Raw genomic sequence first — 17256 nt, forward strand, 5'->3', positions numbered from 1 at the left:
ACCTTGGTAGCGTGTCTCCTATTATGGCGGCGGGTTTCCAAAGGTGTGATCACTGCATCAGACAACGCTTTAAATTAAGTTGTAGCCACTTTCTTCAAGCTTGCCAGTGCGCTCTAAACTTTGATTTTAAAGTTCTAACCCAGCTTTTTGATAGTCTTGGCATCAAATACTAAATTGCTACAACTTTAATTCCAGACTAAAATTCCCAAACAATATCTTGCTCAATTCCTGAAAATCTAACCCAAACAACTGGGATACACTAATCTTCGCCTTTTCGCACACAGGAATAATCAACTTCACCAAATGATAAGGTTGACTTTGGTTTGTTGTTGAGGCTATCCTCAAAGATTCCATGACTCTCCCTAAATCTCCCAATAACTTCACATCCTTTCCAATTGCTTGTTCAAATACAAACAAAATTAATTGTAATTTTCGGGTTAACTCGATTGGAATGGGTTTATATCCTAATTGGGGAGTCAGTGCAATTAACTCGCTAATTCCTTGAATATTAACTCGATATTTCTCCATATCCTCTTCGCCTTTAGCTTCCTGTCCTAACCACCCGTAACAACGAGAACAAAATCCCGCAGGTGAAAACTTAGCGATTACAGGTAAACGCGAACCACAATGAGGACATTCTTCTACCAATCGCTGTTTGTGAATCAAACAAAATTCTACATCCTTAAATGACCATAATAATGGTTCATAGATAGTTTTGTTCTCCTGCATCCACTCTTCCCAACAATAAGGACACCAAGCGCGGTAGTTCCGAAATAACCCCTTGTCATAAATCATTCCTTTCCAACTTAAAAGGGTCAAAAACCGCAAATCCTGACGCATTGTTAACTCTTCTAAGACAGTGACTAACTTTCCTGTCATTTCTCGCATTCCATTGATAGCCGGTTTCGCGTCGCTATTTCCTAATAAGTGACTCAGATTTTTTGCCAATAGCTCAGATTTATCCTCATCCTTAAGGATAAGTGGCGCAATCTCTCCCATAACGAGCTTTTGAGTGGTTAAACAATGTGCCTGTGCCAAACGATGAAGATAGCTACTAAGACTTTCTGTGTAGGGAGTTCCCACCGCCGCAGGTTCAAGAGAAAATAACCGACTCCGTTGCGGGATTTCTGGAGGTTTTAGGCTCCAATGTTCTAAGTCAATAGTCATCCTTCTTGGATTAACCTAAATTCTGGTACTTTAGTTTTAAAAGTCAAATTTCAGGAATTAGTTTCCTAGTCACTTTTAACCTCAATACCGTAATTAACGAAGAGATCGGAGACAGATATCTCCAAAGCTATCGCTAACTTAACAATATTTTTTAACGAAGGGTTACGCTCCCCGTTTTCGATACCTGAGATGTAGTTGCGATGAAGCCCTGACTTTTCAGCCAGTTCTTCTTGGGATAAATCTAGCTCTCGCCTTCGCCGCCTAATTGCTTTGCCAAAGCGGTACTCAATACTGAAGTGTTTCTGTGTCACGAAACAATACTGAACCAGTATCGCTGTTAAATCTACCTACTATCAGTAGATTTTTGCACACTATAAGTGTTATAAAGTTAAGTAGTATAGTATCAAGTAAACAAGTTCCTAACTTTATGGTCTGATTTTGATAGATTCAGAAAATTAAGCGCAAAGCGCTTAGTAAGGACTATATGAAAGAGCAATTTGAACAATGGGTTGCTCGCCTTCAAATATCCGAGGCAGGGCAAAAAATTATTGAGAAAGTCCGCGCATCTGAACCATCCCGTCGGGTTGGTGGAGGTAGCAAGAATGTTTCGGGACGCTACCCTAGTTGCAAGATGGGAGTCACGATTCAATTTGAATCTCATCGGGTTGAACTGCCAATTATCTATCAGTTAGAACACGATGATGATGTTCTAGAATTTTACGATCAACCACCACAAATTAAACTTGACTATCAAGCAAGTAACGGACGTAGATTAGGCGTTTTACACACCCCAGATTTCTTTGTCATCCGAACCAATTCGGCTGGTTGGGAAGAGTGTAAAACTGAGCAGGATTTAAAAAAATTATCAGAGAAAAACCCCAATCGTTACTTTTACTCTCAAGAAGATAATCAATGGCATTGCCCGCCTGGGGAAGTCTATGCTGACCAATTTGGGCTTTATTACCGCATTCGTTCAGATAAGGAAATCAATTGGATTCTGCAACGTAATTTGCAATTTTTAGAAGATTATTACCGAGCCGAATCCCTAGCAGTGGAAGAAGCGATCGCTCAATCATTACTTGCAATTGTGTCATCTCAACCAGGAATCACTTTAGCAGAACTAATCCATCAGCCAACAGGAGCTAAATCTGACGATATTTACACCTTAATTGTTCAAGAGCAAATCCATTTTGATTTAAATGCTGCACCACTTGCTGAACCAGAAAGATGTCTCGTCTTCCGTGACGAACAAACTGCTAGTGGTTATAGATTAATGCTTGAGCAACCAAGTATAAATGTTCTGGCTATCTCTCATGTAATCAATCTTACCACTGGAACGCCTGTTAGTTGGGACGGCAAAGGTTTAAATATCATCCATGTTGGAGAAACAGAGGTGATACTTGGCGCAGAAAATAATCAGTTAATTGAACTCAAAAAAGTTGTATTTGAGAATCTGGTTCGTCAAGGAAAAATTACAAGTCTCCAAACACCAGAAAATACAGCTATTAGCACAGAATATTGGCAGCAATTTTATCAAGCTAGTCCTGAAGACCAAGCAAAAGCCGTTGAACGCTACAAAGCTATCGAACCTTACTTAAACGGTTATCCCCCAGAAAACGAAACAATACCAGCCCGTACCATTCGTGACTGGAAAGCTAAATATCTAACGGCACTTCAAAAATACAGTTGTGGCTACATTGGACTTTTGTCCCATCGCAGTGTCAAAGGTAATCGTCAGCGCAAGTTGCCCGAAGACACCTTAGCAATTATGGAGAAATTTATTTTAGAAGACTATGAAACTCTGAAACAAAAAAGAATGTTGGAGGTTTACGGGGCTTTAGTTCGAGCTTGCGAACAATCTAGTGTAATTGCTCCGAGCTATAAAGCATTTACCAAAGAAGTAAAACGCCGCACTGGTTACGAACAGACTAAAAAACGCCAGGATCATCGTGCCGCCTATCATCGTGAATCCTTCTATTGGGAGCTTACCCAAACTACCCCAAGACACGGCGATCGCCCCTTTGAAATTGGACACATAGATCATACTCAGCTAGATGTAGAACTAGTTTGCTCTCGTACAGGTCGCAATCTTGGCAGACCTTGGGCAACATTTCTCGTAGATGCTTACTCACGGCGATTGCTGGCAGTTTACCTAACGTTTGATTCACCTTCATATCGTTCTTGCTTAATGGTGCTAAGAATTTGTGTCAAGCGTCACGGTAGACTTCCCCAATTTGTAGTCGTAGATAACGGTACTGAATTTCATAGCGTTTACTTTGAAACACTACTAGCTACTTTTGAATGTACAAAAAAGCAAAGACCCCCAGCTAAGGCTCGTTTTGGGTCGGTCTGCGAACGTCTATTTGGAACTTCAAACACTCAATTTGTCCATAACTTACTCGGTAATACGCAAATAACGCGTAATGTGCGCCAAGTCACCAAGTCAGTTAACCCTAAAAATCAAGCTGTATGGACACTTGGTTTGCTTTATGAATATCTTTGTGCTTGGGCCTACGAAGTTTACGATACAGACGAACATCCAGCACTTTTCCAAAGTCCCAGGGATGCCTTTGCTGCGGGTATGGCAATTGGTGGCAGTCGGGTTCACCGCATGATTCCTTACGATGAAAACTTTCAGATTCTTACCTTACCTACAACTTCAGAGGGAAAAGCTAAAGTTCAGGTTGCACGCGGCGTAAAAATTAACTACATCTACTATTGGTCTAATAGTTTTCGCGACCCGCAAATTGAAAATACCTCTGTTCCAATCAGATATGACCCGTTTAATATTGGTATCGCTTACGCCTTTGTTCGCGGACAGTGGGTACAGTGTATTTCTCAATATTATACAGAACTCCAAGGTCGTTCAGAAAAAGAACTGAAGTTAGCTAGCGCTGAGTTACGCAAACGCTCCTCAAATTATGGACGACAATCTCAAGTTTCAGCTAAGAATCTAGCAGAATTTTTAACATCAGTAGAAGCTCAAGAAGCTCTATTACAACAGCGTTCCTATGATGTAGAAGTTAAGGAAGTATTCCGAGTAATTGAGGGCGGAAAAGCGACAACAATCCGTAACGAACAACCACAACTTATTCCAGTTACTTTTGAAAATACTGATACTCAAGTAGCTGAAGATGAAGCGATCGTCCCAGAAATACTTGTAATGTATGAAGAGTTTTAATTATGACAAAATCTACTGGATTTCCCCTTGAACTCCTCACACGGCCTACTACAGAAAGGCTTGCTTATTTTAAGGATTACACCGTAGCGCATCCTCGACTTAAAGAAGTCTATGAAATTCTCATGCGAACAATTGCTGAACCCGCAGGGGCATCATTCATTTTTGTTTATGGCCCTAGCGGTATCGGTAAAACAACTTTGTGGCTCCGCGTTGAGCAGAAATTAAAGGAACTAGTATTACCTCAACTGGAAAGCGATCGCGGTCGTGTTCCTGTTGTTGGTATTGAAGCTCTAGCCCCAGAATCGAGATACTTCAACTGGAAAGAATACTATACACGCGCCTTAATTACCTTGGAAGAACCATTAATCGATCACAAGTTTGATTACGGTGTGCGTGGTATCTCTCGCGATAATTTTGGCAAAATTAATGTTGAGTCGAAAGTAGTTGCACCTGCTCTACGCAGAGCTTTAGAAAATGCTCTCATCCATCGTCATCCAGAAGTGTTTTTTGTAGATGAAGCACAACATTTTGGTAAGGTGGCAAGCGGATACAAGCTACAAGATCAATTAGACAGTCTCAAATCTTTAGCAAACATGACAGGCATCTTGCACTGTCTATTAGGAACATACGAACTACTGACATTCCGTAATTTGAGCGGTCAACTCTCACGTCGTAGTGTTGATATTCATTTCCGCCGTTATTGTGCTGATAGCCCAGAAGATGTACAGGCTTTTAAGAGTGTGTTGTTAACTTTTCAACAGCATCTGCCACTAGCAGAAACTCCAAATTTAGTCGATCAGTGGGAATATTTTTACGAACGTACTTTAGGATGTATTGGCACACTGAAAGATTGGCTGAAGCGTGTTCTGAAAGATGCCCTGGATCGAGAAGCAACAACAATCACTGTTAAAGATTTACAAAAACGTGCTTTGTCGGTTTCTCAGTGTCAGAAAATGTTCAAAGACATTCAAGAAGGCGAACGACAATTATCTGAAACAGAAAAAGATGTTCAAGACTTACGCTCTGCATTAGGACTTGGCGCAAAACCAATCGCACTACCAGAAGAAAACCCAAAAACTACTCGTCCGTCAGGAAAGGTTGGCAAACGCAAACCTAAAAGAGATCCCATCGGAGTGCAGCAAGATGTTAGCTAATGAACTAACAACATACGAATCTTGGGATTTAAAAAAGCCATTAATTCCACAACGTAGTCGTCTCTATCAACCTCAACCTATAGGTCTTGGTACACCTTACATAGAGAGTTTAACAGGTTATATCGCACGGATAGCAGAGTTGCATAGAGTTCTTCCAGGTATCTTGATGACTAGAGAAATTGCTCCACTGGTCAATAAACTGTATTTCCAAAATGGAGCTAATCGAGGTTTTCGTGAAATCTTCAATCGTAGTCAAGCTTTAAATGGCATGGGAGAGATGGCAGCAGATTTAGTTCAAGTGTTACAAAAACTGACGCTTAGAGATGACTTGCGTTTTTTAACCATGCTGTTTTGGTCAGACATTTTGACTCCACGCAATTTATTTCGCACTAAAAAAGCTTGGTGTCCAATTTGTTACCAAGAGCAATACCAAAACGGGCAAGTAGTTTATGAGCAATTGCTTTGGACAATCAAACTAATTACAATTTGCCCTCAGCATCAAAAACCCTTAATTGAGGTTTGCCCTCACTGCAATCATCAATCACTTTTATTAAGCTGGTACTCAAGACCTGGTTACTGTTCAAAGTGTGGAGAGTGGTTAGGCATAAATCAATGCCTTAAAACATTTACAGATGATGAAGTATCAATAAATTTACAGTTGGAGTGGCAGTCTTGGACTGCCAATGTTGTAGGAGAGTTAATTTTAGCTACTCAAAGCTTTGAATCTCCCCCATCCAAGGAAAATATTACAAAATCATTAAATTTAGTTATTGATAAAGTTGCAGAAAATAATGCAGCTGCATTTTCTCGTCTTATTGGAGTACCAAGAAATAGTTTGTGGATGTGGCAATCTACTAAAACTTTGCCAGAGCTAAATATACTTCTGAAGATTTGTTACGAATTAGAGATATCGTTGGTAGAATTTCTTGCTCCAAAAAATCTAGTCACTAAATCTTTTACAAAAATCTCGCAGAAGTACCTCCAACTTTCTCACACACCAAGGGTATCTCCAAAAGTTTTCGACCAACATAAAGTAAGAGATGCTTTATTAGCAATACTTGCAGCTAATGAAGAACCACCACCAACAATGGAAGAAGTTGCAAAGCGGTTAGGTCATCACAATAGAACTATTTCTAGACACTTTCCAGATTTGTGTAGTGCTATTTCTGCTAAATGTCATGATTACAACAAAGCTTGTCGTCTCAAAAGCATAGAAAAATTATGCAATGACGTTAGAGAGATTGTCCTTAGCCTTAATGCTCAGGGTATCTATCCAACAGAAGCTCGCGTTTGTGAATTAATTACAAATCCAGGATGTTTTAGATATAAACAAATCCGCGCTGCTTTTAATAATGCACGACGTGAGTTTGGTTTATAAGCTGTTATAGTTTTACCTATACGCTTTAAAAACTGGAACCATAACTTTGCCGCCTTTTATTGGAAGCATAAGCTTGCCGTTGCGGCAAAGTTATGGGTAAAGTCACAGTATTACCAGGGTCTACCTCTAGAGGGTAAGTTTGCACAACAGGCACAGAATTTTGTTGCTGCCGAATAATCTTAAAAATAACTTCCATTGCTACCAACCAAAGTCTTAAAATTGCTTTACCAGCCTCAAAAATTATAAGTAAAGGCTAGTAGGTGCGAAAATTGAGCTATACTCTTGTTGCTCTTAATTCAAGGCCTAGTGTTAAAAGGCTGATGAGTAAAGAGCCACTGATTCTAGTTTAAGGATAACCATTAAAATTTTAGTTGTATTAGCACCATGTCCGAGATTTATGTTAAGCTCTAAGCCCTACTCCCAAATAGGCGATCGCAGCTTGTTGTTCACCTTACCTGTTTAGGAGTTAAAAACAAAAGATGTTTTTGGTAGATTAACTCAAGTTAATTATCTATATAACGAAAATATTCCCATTTAATACGCTTCATTTGCTTAATACATCTTTATATCAGCAAGACCCATAGCTCAAATCTACTTATTGCAGAAATCAGGGAAATAATCTCCAAAGGTTGATTTTTTGGTGATAGAGAAGTGTTAAAGCTGATAATAAACATCCTAATCAGGTTAATCAAGCACTTGACAGATGCACAAGATATTTATTCTTGCTAAAGACAGACACTCGAAATACTTGACTGTTGTTTGTCTCGTGAGAATAAACCAGGAGGTTTAAGCTCTCTGCATTTTTGTCTCTTCTCAATCTTTAACATCAAAGAATGGCAGCGACTCAAAACTGCGGATCTAAATTTAGATGAATTTTTCTAAAAGTGCGGCAGCAATACGTATGATAGCTAATAAACTCGCCTAAAAATCCTGACTGCTTGTTACCTCGTTAAGCTAAATGATTTAGATAAAAGTTTGTCTGTAAATTAAATTCAAACTTAAACAATTATTTTGCTATTATTAGTCCATGCTAGTATTTAATATAAAATTACGAAGCAACAAAACCAGTCTTAATCGTCGTATAAGCGCGATGACCACTACTTTGTTTTTTCGTAACATAGAGACATAAAATTTTCTGTCTCTATATCTGGGACAAAAAGTGTATGTCCAAGAGAGCATATTCAAATACTATGCTGTCTTAAGCTTAAGAGGAAGAACGGTTAAAACCTACAAATCAAGAGCAATAAAGGCAAGCACTGAAAGTGGAAAACCTGCAATTTATTGGGTCTACTTCTGATTGAGAGTAGAAACAACCTCATTTGTAAAGGTGGCTTAAAGTTACACCGCTACAGTAGCGCCAAAAGAGAAAATCATTTCGTTTTCAATGGCGAATCATGGTTAAAAGTGCCGTAAAATCACCAAAATAAATGCCTGTGATAACCTTAACCTTTAATCTGTTGCAGGTAAATATCATAATAGGCGCTTGTAGCTCCTCTATTAGTAGCAATTTAACCCTTCCCAAAAATTTTGAGGATCTTTTTACGGATACTCAAAAGTTAAATACTGGCATTAGACTACATAGTTTATCAGTTTGGAGAGAGTAAGGATAATTTGAGCGTAATGACAGAAACTGCAACTGCACCATTAACTGGAAAAGCACTGCTTGCTAAGGTAAAAGAACTTTCTAATTTACCCAGAAGAGAGAGAGCAAAACAGTGTGGCTATTACACTGTTACTAAAAATAATCAGGTGCGCGTCAATCTGACTGATTTTTATGACGCTTTACTATCGGCTAGAGGAATTCCTTTAAGTCCAGAAGCACCTAAAGATGGCCGCGGTCGCGAACCGACATATCGGGTTAGCGTTCATCAAAATGGTCAAATTGTCATTGGTGCAACTTACACTAAGGCAATGGGTTTAAAGCCTGGAGATGAATTTGAAATTAGATTGGGATACAAGCATATTCACCTAATTCAACTAGGTGAAAGCGATAAAAAAGGCATCTCCCCAGAAGATATGGATGAGGTAGATGAAGACTTAGACGAAGAAGAGTAAATTGGTCGATGGTAGGGAGAAGTGACAGCCAAATTTTAGGACTACATATCCCTACTATTACAGCCAATAACTCTGTTTAAGAATTCTGTACTAATAAAACGATACGATTAGACATGTTGCTCAAGCCACAAATTTTAGTAGAGTCTTGAAGATAAACCAATAAGTCTATCGTGTTTTTTTTATTTGTTTTAGCAAATTTTTTTCAGCCATCAGTCAACACTCTACTGTCATTTCTAGAAAATGCCTCAGTACCAGTTGTTTTGATGGCATTTTTTATCAGTTGGGTAGTATGTTGGTTGCCATTAGCAGTCATATCTGCTGTTTTCGTGGGTTGGCGACCAACAAAACCTTTGCAGCCAGAGCAAAAGTTACCTCTCATAGTGACACTTTATTTATTAGCTCCCTTGGTGCTTTGGGGTGTAGTTTTGCTATGTAAAAAGTCTTTTGCTGATTATGGGTTAATCATAAAAACTTCCCTGCTGGGTGGCTTAGGAATAGGTTTTGGTTTGGGATTACTCAGCCTAGGTGTGATGTTTACTGTACAGTTTTGCCTGGGTTGGTGTGATTTTGAAAAGTCTAATATTAAGTTATTACCAGCTATCTTGCTACCGATTTTCTTAGTAGCGTTATTGGTAGGTGGTATTGAAGAATTAGTTTTTCGCGGTTTTTTGCTCACTGAATTGGAGCGAGATTATTCAGTTGGGATTGCTGCTGCAATTTCTAGCTGCATTTTTGCGGTGCTGCATTTAGTTTGGGAGCAACAGGAAACTTTACCACAAGTACCTGGACTGTGGCTGATGGGAATGATGTTAGTGATGGCGAGAATAGCAGATAAAGGCAGTTTGGGTATAGCTTGGGGATTACATACAGCTTTGGTGTGGGCGATCGCTACTATAGATACAGCCCAACTCATAACTTACACTGGTAAAGTACCCGAATGGTGGACTGGTAAATATAAAAAACCCCTGGCTGGGTTAGCAGGAGTTTTTTGCGTTCTGGGAACTAGCTTGATTCTTTGGTTGATATCTAGGAATTTAGGAAATTGAGTAGAGAAAAGGAGTCATGGCAAAAGAAACTGAGCAACTCTTTTAAACGCAGAGTGACGCTGAGGTTAGCGCCAAGTAACGCAGAGTGTTTGCAACGCTAATTTGCTATGAATTAATAAAATGGTATGCTCAGTGGTTTTTTAATATCGAAAAATGCGATCGCACCTCTCATTCTACTAGTGCGATCGCATTCATTTTGGTCTACCTTAATTAAACAAGTGCAACTGAGCAATAATAGTACTCACCACATGATGGGTAATTGGCAGACTATCAATCACCATCGCCAAACATAACAGCATCATGTAGGAGATGGAGTAGAGAAACACATCTTTGGCTACAGTGCGGTCTTCTGGCTGTTGCAATAAACACCAAGATTTGCGGATAAATAATCCACCTAAACCAGCGGCGATCGCCGCATAGATAATACCACTGGCATGTAAGGGATAGAACAATAACAGGGTGGCGACGACTGTAATGAGGGTATAATACCAAATTTGCTTGACTGTGGCTGTCGCACCCGCAATCACGGGAAGCATGGGGATACCTACCTTGGCGTAGTCATCACGAATCATCAACGCCAGCGCCCAGAAATGGGGCGGAGTCCATAAAAAGACAATGGCAAAAATTAACCACGCAGGCCAGCTTAAAGTGTTTGTCACAGCTGCCCAACCAACCAACGCCGGAATTGCCCCAGCCGCACCACCAATCACAATATTTTGAGTGGTGTGACGCTTGAGCCAGTGGGTGTAAATCAGTATGTAAAAAACGATGCCAGAAAATGCCAGACAAGCTGCCAATAAATTAGCAAACACTGTTAGTAGGGTAAAGGAAAGTACAGCCAAAGCGATCGCAAAAATTAGCGCATCCCTTGGCTGTACTCTGCCAGAAGGCATAGGACGATGGCGCGTCCGTTCCATGTCGTAATCAATATCTCTGTCATAGATACAGTTGATTGTCTGAGCGCTGGCCGCAGCCAGTGTACCACCAGTCAGAGTGACTAACAACAGTAATGGGTCTACTTGTCCCTTAGCTGCAACCCACATACTCCCAGCCGTAGTAATCAAAAGCAAGGGAATAATTCGAGGTTTAGTTAGTTGGTAATAGCTTTGAATTACCTGGAGGAAAGTTTCGTGGTGGCGAGAGACATTAGTCTCAATCATCTTGGTTCTATTTCCTTAATTGTCAACAATGTGTGTCTAGTCTTAGCTCTGTCTGATTGTGGAGAGTGATCCGCCCAGAAGCCTTTGCTGGGGTGATAATCTTGAACCTTGCCGTTTCTGAATTTGAAGCGTCAGTGGCTAGTGTTTGAGAAACTCAGGCAGAGGTGAAGATAGGAAGACTTTCACCAGTTCTATGGGGTGAATTACTAATGACTAATGGCTAATGTCTTATCACCATTAGTCATCAGTCATCGTAGCGATCGCATCAGTTTGGCCACAAACCAGGATTTGTTAAGGATTCGAGCTTTTGGCTGGGGTATGCAGAGAATTTGTCGCTAAACCTACAGACAAACTGTTGATTTCACGATTAGCAGCCCAGTCACGCAATGCGAGAACCGTAAACCCGACCAAAGTACCAAGCAAAGCCGCACCGATAGCTTGGTGAGAGACAGTTAGCGGCTCGACTTGCAGATGCAAACGAAAAGTAGCAACGCCTAACAAAATTTGTAAGATCAATAAACCACCAGCCATATTTGCTAGTCGCCGCAAAGCTGGATGGAGGGCTGGTGTGCGCCAAGAAATTAAAACTACGGCTAGGGTTGCTACTGTTGGCGGTACTAACCCAAAAATATGGCTGTACATCACGCTGCAAAGTTCAGACGTACCAAAGCATTGGTGTAACGCCCAGCGAGAACCGACTATAGCGCCTAGTAAACTCTGCACATAAACCAACATAGCCGCAGCTAAACCAATCCAGGGTAGCTTGCCTACATTCCCAGTTCCCTGATAGGGAGCCAGAGCCGTACCGACTACTAGTAGGGTGGTGAAAAATAACAGTGCTGTTCCCAAGTGGGCGGTAACGATGTCAAACCGCAGCAGTTCAGTAACGGTGAGTCCTCCCAAAATGCCTTGAAACACAATTAAAAACAGAGCAAAGCTTGCAGCCCAAGGCAACCAGACAGGCAAAGAGCGACGGTGCCACCAAGATAAACCAGCCAGTGCGATCGCGCTCACACCAATCAAGCTTGCATCCAAGCGGTGAAACCACTCCAAAAATACTTGGAGATTCATTTGTTTGGCTGGTACTAGTTCCCCGTAGCATAGCGGCCAGTCTGGGCAAGCAAGTCCGGCATTCATTACACGGGTGGCAGAGCCAATAGCCATTAAAATCAAGGTGGCTATAGACATTCTCCACACCAAGCGACGAATCATTTCCTTCGGCTTTTGTTGCTCAACTGCCGCATCATTTTGTTGTTTTAGGACAAATTCGTTCATGAACGATTCCTTCTGCCGATCTTGGTAGTAGCTCTCTTAAAATTTCTAATTTTTTCGTACCAACCCATTTCCACCCTAGCGTATACAGCCAAGTTTAGAGATGGGCTTTCACTTATTACTTTGAATCACTTCTGATGGTTTTAGTCTGAAGCTTTAGGTATTTTTCAAGTTGTGAGCAATAAGCAGTTGACAAACAATTTTCCTAACCTAAATTTTTTCTTAAATTTTTCCAGTTATCCCTATTTATCCTTGTCAGTATCTAATAAATCTCTTTTACTCAGAAATAGTAAAGTGGCTGAAAAAATTAATAAAAATTTCAGACCATTTGGCTTTATGTTTAATAGCCTAGACTACCTTAGTAAGTGGGCAGGTTTGAAAAAACGTAATCAATTAATTTAAGTAAGCCGTGAAAATTCCAAGTTCAATCTGGACATTACTGATTGGCATCGTACTAACGTTAGCCAGTCTTTGGTACGGTCAAAATCACGGTCTGTTGCCGACAGCAGCCTCTGATGAAGCCGTCTTAGTTGATGGTTTATTTAACTCGATGATGACCGTTTCTGTAGGTATATTTTTGATTGTTGAAGGTGTTTTAATCTACTCTGTATTTAAATACCGTCGGCGTGCTGGTGACAATGAAGACGGGCCACCAGTAGAAGGCAATGTACCTCTAGAAATACTCTGGACGGCGATCCCCGCAATTATTGTGATCGGTATTTCTGTTTATAGCTTTGATGTGTATAACGAAATCGGTGGCTTCGATCCCCACGCTGTTCACGAAGCGCCTATAAATCAAAGTTCGATGAATATGCCCGGAGCCGCGTTCGCGCAGCGTGCGGGAACCGCTCTCGCAGCTACCTTGACAGATACTCCTCCTAGCACTGCACCAAACCTGAATCAAGAAAAATCTGATGAGGCGATGCAAGACCCAGCCACCGCTGCTGTACGGAATGCTGATCAGATTCCCCAACTTCGTAATGCTCCTGGTGTAGGTAGTGTAGCTCCTACTCTTGGCTCCAGCCCCGACAAAGCAGGCCAGCCAGCTAGTTTAGCGGTTAATGTTACAGGTCTGCAATATGCCTGGATTTTTACTTATCCAGAAACAGGCATAACCACAGGTGAACTGCATGTTCCCATCGGGCGAGAAGTGCAAATCAATATGACAGCTAATGATGTCATCCACGCCTTTTGGGTGCCAGAATTCCGCTTAAAACAAGATGCGATTCCTGGTAGACAGAGCGAAATTCGCTTCACACCGAGAAAAATCGGTGATTATGCTCTAATTTGTGCTGAACTTTGCGGCCCCTACCACGGCGCGATGCGAAGCCAAGTGGTAGTGGAAAGTCAAGAAAATTTTGACAAATGGATGCAAGAGCAGCTGGTGGCTAGTCATGAAACCTTGAATAAAGCTGTTGCTGTTAATCCAGCCAACCTCACCCCAGATGAATTTCTCGCGCCTTACACCAAGGAAATGGGAATTCAGCCAGAAATTTTACATCAAGTTCACAAGTAGTCCAAAGTCAATAGTCCACAGTCAATAGCCCAGAGGAAAACCATCAGACCATTGACCATTGACCATTGACCCTTGACCATTGACCATTAACTATGACACAAGCCCAAATACAAGAAACAGCCAATTTTCCGGTGCGGATTGATGAACCGGGAGCCAGAAAATGGCGAGATTACTTTACTTTTAACACTGACCATAAAGTGATCGGGATTCAATATCTCGTCACTTCCTTCATTTTTTATTGCATTGGCGGTGTTCTCGCTGACTTAGTACGAACAGAACTACGCACTCCCGAAGTAGATTTTGTCAGTCCAGAAGTATATAACAGCCTGTTTACGCTACACGCCACAATTATGATTTTCTTGTGGATTGTGCCAGCTGGTGCGGGGTTTGCCAACTATTTGATTCCCCTGATGATTGGGGCTAAAGATATGGCATTCCCTAGATTGAATGCTGTGGCTTTTTGGATGATTCCTGTTGGGGGTTTATTGCTGGTGGCTAGTTTAGCTGTAGGCGATGCGCCAGATGCTGGTTGGACTTCCTATCCACCCCTCAGCTTGGTGACAGGCCAAGTAGGTGAAGGGATTTGGATTATGAGTGTGCTGTTGCTGGGTACGTCGTCGATTTTGGGGGCGATAAATTTTCTTGTCACCTTAATCAAGATGCGGACTCCAGGAATGGGAGTACATCAAATGCCCTTGTTTTGTTGGGCGATGTTTGCGACTTCGGCATTAGTTTTGATGTCAACTCCAGTCTTAGCCGCAGGTTTGATTTTGCTGGCATTTGACTTATTAGCAGGCACAACATTTTTTAATCCGACTGGCGGCGGTGATCCTGTAGTTTACCAGCACATGTTCTGGTTTTACTCTCATCCGGCAGTTTATATCATGATTTTGCCGTTCTTCGGGGCAATTTCCGAGATTATTCCCATACATTCTCGTAAACCAATTTTCGGTTATAAAGCGATCGCCTACTCTTCCCTAGCAATTAGCTTTTTGGGGTTGATAGTTTGGGCGCACCACATGTTTACCAGTGGGATTCCCGGTTGGTTGCGGATGTTCTTTATGATCACTACGATGATCATTGCTGTACCCACAGGGATCAAAATTTTCAGCTGGTTAGCCACAATGTGGGGTGGCAAAATCCAACTCAACTCAGCCATGCTATTTGCCATTGGTTTTGTTGGCACCTTTGTAATTGGTGGCATTAGTGGTGTAATGTTGGCGGCTGTACCTTTTGATATCCACGTTCACGATACTTATTTTGTCGTGGCTCACCTCCACTATGTGTTGTTTGGTGGAAGCGTGTTGGGGATTTTTGCCGCGATATATCACTGGTTCCCGAAAATGACGGGACGGATGTTCAACGAATTTTGGGGTAAGGTTCACTTTGCGCTGACAATTGTGGGTCTGAATATGACCTTCTTACCCATGCACAAGCTAGGGATGATGGGAATGAACCGCCGCGTTGCTCAATACGACCCCAAATTTACGCTGCTAAATGAAATCTGCACCTATGGCGCTTACATACTTGCTGTTTCCACCTTTCCATTCATCATCAATGCAATTTGGAGTTGGATGTACGGTGAAAAAGCAGGTAATAATCCTTGGCGAGCGCTGACCTTAGAGTGGATGACAACCTCGCCACCAGCAATTGAAAATTTTGATGGATTCCCCGTATTAGCTACAGGGCCTTATGACTACGGCTTAGAAAGAGCTAATGAAGGTGTGCCGTTATCAGATCCCAATCCCTTGTTATCGGCTGGCCCCAACTCGGTACTACGTGCCGATCCTGATGAGCCATATCCCACCATCGAGTCTGACCTGGAACAACGTGTTTCGGGTAATAAAGATTAAGGATGGAATAGGAGCTAGGGATTTAGCATTCTCGCTCTCAAAATTCTCTAGCTCTTAGCCATACTGCATTTTTCATACTTCATACTTCACACTTAATAAGATTCATGCAAAGTCAAACCATTGACCCAGCTAAAACCGAATTAAATCATCATCATAGTGCAGCCACAGTTGGTCATCACGAAGAACATCCAGACCATCGCTTGTTTGGTTTGTTTGTCTTCTTAGTGGCTGAAGGGATGATTTTTTTGGGTTTGTTTGGAGCCTATCTAGCTTTTCGTTCGACCTTACCTGTGTGGCCTCCTGCTGGCACACCAGAATTGGAATTATTACTTCCTGGAGTTAATACTGTCAATCTGATTGCCAGCAGTTTTGTGATGCACAATGCTGATACGGCAATTAAAAAGAATGATGCACGAGGTGCGCGGATTTGGTTAGCGATTACCGCCGCAATGGGGGCAATTTTCTTGGTGGGGCAGGTATATGAATATACTCATCTAGAATTTGGTTTAACTACCAATTTATTTGCTAGTGCCTTTTACGTTTTAACTGGTTTCCACGGATTGCACGTTACCATCGGCGTTTTAGCAATTGTGGCAGTATTGTGGCGATCGCGCGTCCCTGGTCATTATAGTAACGAAAAGCACTTCGGTATTGAAGCTGCCGAAATCTACTGGCACTTTGTAGACGTAATTTGGATAATTCTGTTCGGATTACTGTATTTACTGTAGGTATTAATGATTAAGTTGTTCACTCCACGCGAATAACTTAAAACTGAACCCCCACAAGGGGTTTTTTTATAGCACAGTTATTTTTATACCCAAAAAGGTGCAATATTCACTGCACCTTTTCAATCTTAACTACCTATTGCTATTTTTTCAGCGCTCTGCTCTCCTAGATGGAGAAAGAGATACTCAATCAAAAATTGTTTTGTATTACCTACGTGCATTATCATCTGCGCTGCGTTTAACGGTATCGGGATAGACTGAACCCCATTGTTTGACAGCTTCTGCTGATTCTTTAGCAATTCTTTGAGTGCGTTTACCAGGCTCATCTTCAGTTTGACGAGCTTCTCTGTTCCATTCACCAGTAGTTTTAGGTCTATCAGCTTTATCTTGATGTACCACTCTATCAAGTTCTCTCGTTACAGCTTTGGTGTTACCACGCTCAATATTAGCGTTTGTTGTCAAGACTAAAAATCCCACTAGTACTAAAGCGACAAACCGCTTTACTTGAAGACCATTCAGCAGAGAACTGATGCGAGAAAATGCTTGAGAAATCAGATTTATCATGAACTGCACTCCATTATTTTTACGTTTTTAGAACTAATTGGTTAGCTTTAAGTACAGGTTAGGAATGAAATTTAGTCAAAAACCAACCTATTTGGGAACCAATCAGCTTTATTGAAAGACATATCAAGACTATCTGTTACAAAGGTAAATATTCCTCTAGCAGAAGTCAGAGCTTGCTTATAGCC

The 17256-nt window shown here is 41.3% G+C and carries 13 protein-coding genes and 1 pseudogene; 8 read left to right on the forward strand and 6 right to left on the reverse strand.

Annotated elements, in window-relative coordinates; translation table 11 throughout:
• Positions 1-177: 177 nt before the first annotated feature.
• Both AC504W_RS03775 and AC504W_RS03780 read right to left on the reverse strand, forming a co-directional pair.
• Positions 178-1167, reverse strand: a complete 990-nt coding sequence (locus AC504W_RS03775; RefSeq protein ID WP_494874862.1) for a TniQ family protein — start codon at positions 1165-1167, stop codon at positions 178-180.
• Positions 1168-1232: 65 nt separating this feature from the next.
• The gene (locus AC504W_RS03780; protein ID WP_494874863.1) at positions 1233-1478 is read right to left on the reverse strand and encodes a helix-turn-helix domain-containing protein; all 246 of its coding nucleotides are present in this window, start codon (positions 1476-1478) and stop codon (positions 1233-1235) included.
• A gap of 173 nt (positions 1479-1651) precedes the next feature.
• Between AC504W_RS03780 and AC504W_RS03785 the strand changes: the two genes are divergently transcribed.
• From AC504W_RS03785 to AC504W_RS03795, 3 genes are read left to right on the forward strand one after another with little or no spacing between them, the layout of a single operon-like run.
• Positions 1652-4348, forward strand: a complete 2697-nt coding sequence (locus tag AC504W_RS03785) for a TnsB C-terminal domain-containing protein (RefSeq protein WP_494879545.1) — start codon at positions 1652-1654, stop codon at positions 4346-4348.
• 2 nt (positions 4349-4350) lie between these two features.
• Positions 4351-5502 (forward strand): AAA family ATPase, encoded by a 1152-nt coding sequence (locus tag AC504W_RS03790; RefSeq protein WP_494874865.1) that lies wholly within the window; start codon positions 4351-4353, stop codon positions 5500-5502.
• The gene (locus AC504W_RS03795; protein ID WP_494874866.1) at positions 5492-6880 is read left to right on the forward strand and encodes a TniQ family protein; all 1389 of its coding nucleotides are present in this window, start codon (positions 5492-5494) and stop codon (positions 6878-6880) included. Before AC504W_RS03790 ends, AC504W_RS03795 begins: the two co-directional genes overlap by 11 nt.
• A 103-nt stretch (positions 6881-6983) precedes the next feature.
• On the opposite strand, the pseudogene AC504W_RS03800 reads toward AC504W_RS03795, so the two are convergent.
• Positions 6984-7124 (reverse strand): annotated as a pseudogene (locus AC504W_RS03800) (succinate dehydrogenase/fumarate reductase iron-sulfur subunit); the annotation flags it as partial.
• Between the two features lie 1376 nt (positions 7125-8500).
• On the opposite strand from AC504W_RS03800, the gene AC504W_RS03805 reads away from it, so the two are divergent.
• Positions 8501-8935: an AbrB family transcriptional regulator gene (locus tag AC504W_RS03805; protein WP_096583771.1), complete on the forward strand. Its 435-nt coding sequence runs from the start codon at positions 8501-8503 to the stop codon at positions 8933-8935.
• A 170-nt stretch (positions 8936-9105) separates the two neighbouring features.
• Entirely contained in the window at positions 9106-9981 is an 876-nt protein-coding gene (locus AC504W_RS03810) for a CPBP family intramembrane glutamic endopeptidase (protein ID WP_494876312.1), read from the forward strand.
• A 206-nt stretch (positions 9982-10187) separates the two neighbouring features.
• Here AC504W_RS03810 and AC504W_RS03815 read toward each other — a convergent pair whose 3' ends face one another.
• Together AC504W_RS03815 and AC504W_RS03820 are read right to left on the reverse strand one after the other, a co-directional pair.
• Positions 10188-11141, reverse strand: a complete 954-nt coding sequence (locus AC504W_RS03815; protein ID WP_494876315.1) for a heme o synthase — start codon at positions 11139-11141, stop codon at positions 10188-10190.
• Between the two features lie 291 nt (positions 11142-11432).
• On the reverse strand, positions 11433-12416 hold the full coding sequence (locus AC504W_RS03820; RefSeq protein ID WP_494876316.1) for a COX15/CtaA family protein: 984 nt from the start codon (positions 12414-12416) through the stop codon (positions 11433-11435).
• A gap of 406 nt (positions 12417-12822) precedes the next feature.
• Between AC504W_RS03820 and AC504W_RS03825 the strand changes: the two genes are divergently transcribed.
• The 3 genes from AC504W_RS03825 (at position 12823) to AC504W_RS03835 (ending at position 16510) form a co-directional block, all read left to right on the forward strand.
• A complete protein-coding gene (locus tag AC504W_RS03825) occupies positions 12823-13929 on the forward strand; it encodes a cytochrome c oxidase subunit II (protein WP_494876317.1) in 1107 nt (368 codons plus the stop codon).
• 92 nt (positions 13930-14021) lie between these two features.
• The gene (gene ctaD / locus AC504W_RS03830) at positions 14022-15782 is read left to right on the forward strand and encodes a cytochrome c oxidase subunit I (protein WP_096583761.1); all 1761 of its coding nucleotides are present in this window, start codon (positions 14022-14024) and stop codon (positions 15780-15782) included.
• A gap of 104 nt (positions 15783-15886) precedes the next feature.
• Positions 15887-16510, forward strand: coding sequence for a cytochrome c oxidase subunit 3 (locus tag AC504W_RS03835; protein WP_096583759.1), 624 nt, complete (start codon positions 15887-15889; stop codon positions 16508-16510).
• 204 nt (positions 16511-16714) lie between these two features.
• Here AC504W_RS03835 and AC504W_RS03840 read toward each other — a convergent pair whose 3' ends face one another.
• Positions 16715-17071, reverse strand: a complete 357-nt coding sequence (locus AC504W_RS03840; protein ID WP_494876318.1) for a phage tail protein — start codon at positions 17069-17071, stop codon at positions 16715-16717.
• Positions 17072-17256: the final 185 nt, after the last annotated feature.

This window comes from Nostoc sp. C96 (assembly GCF_059384975.1).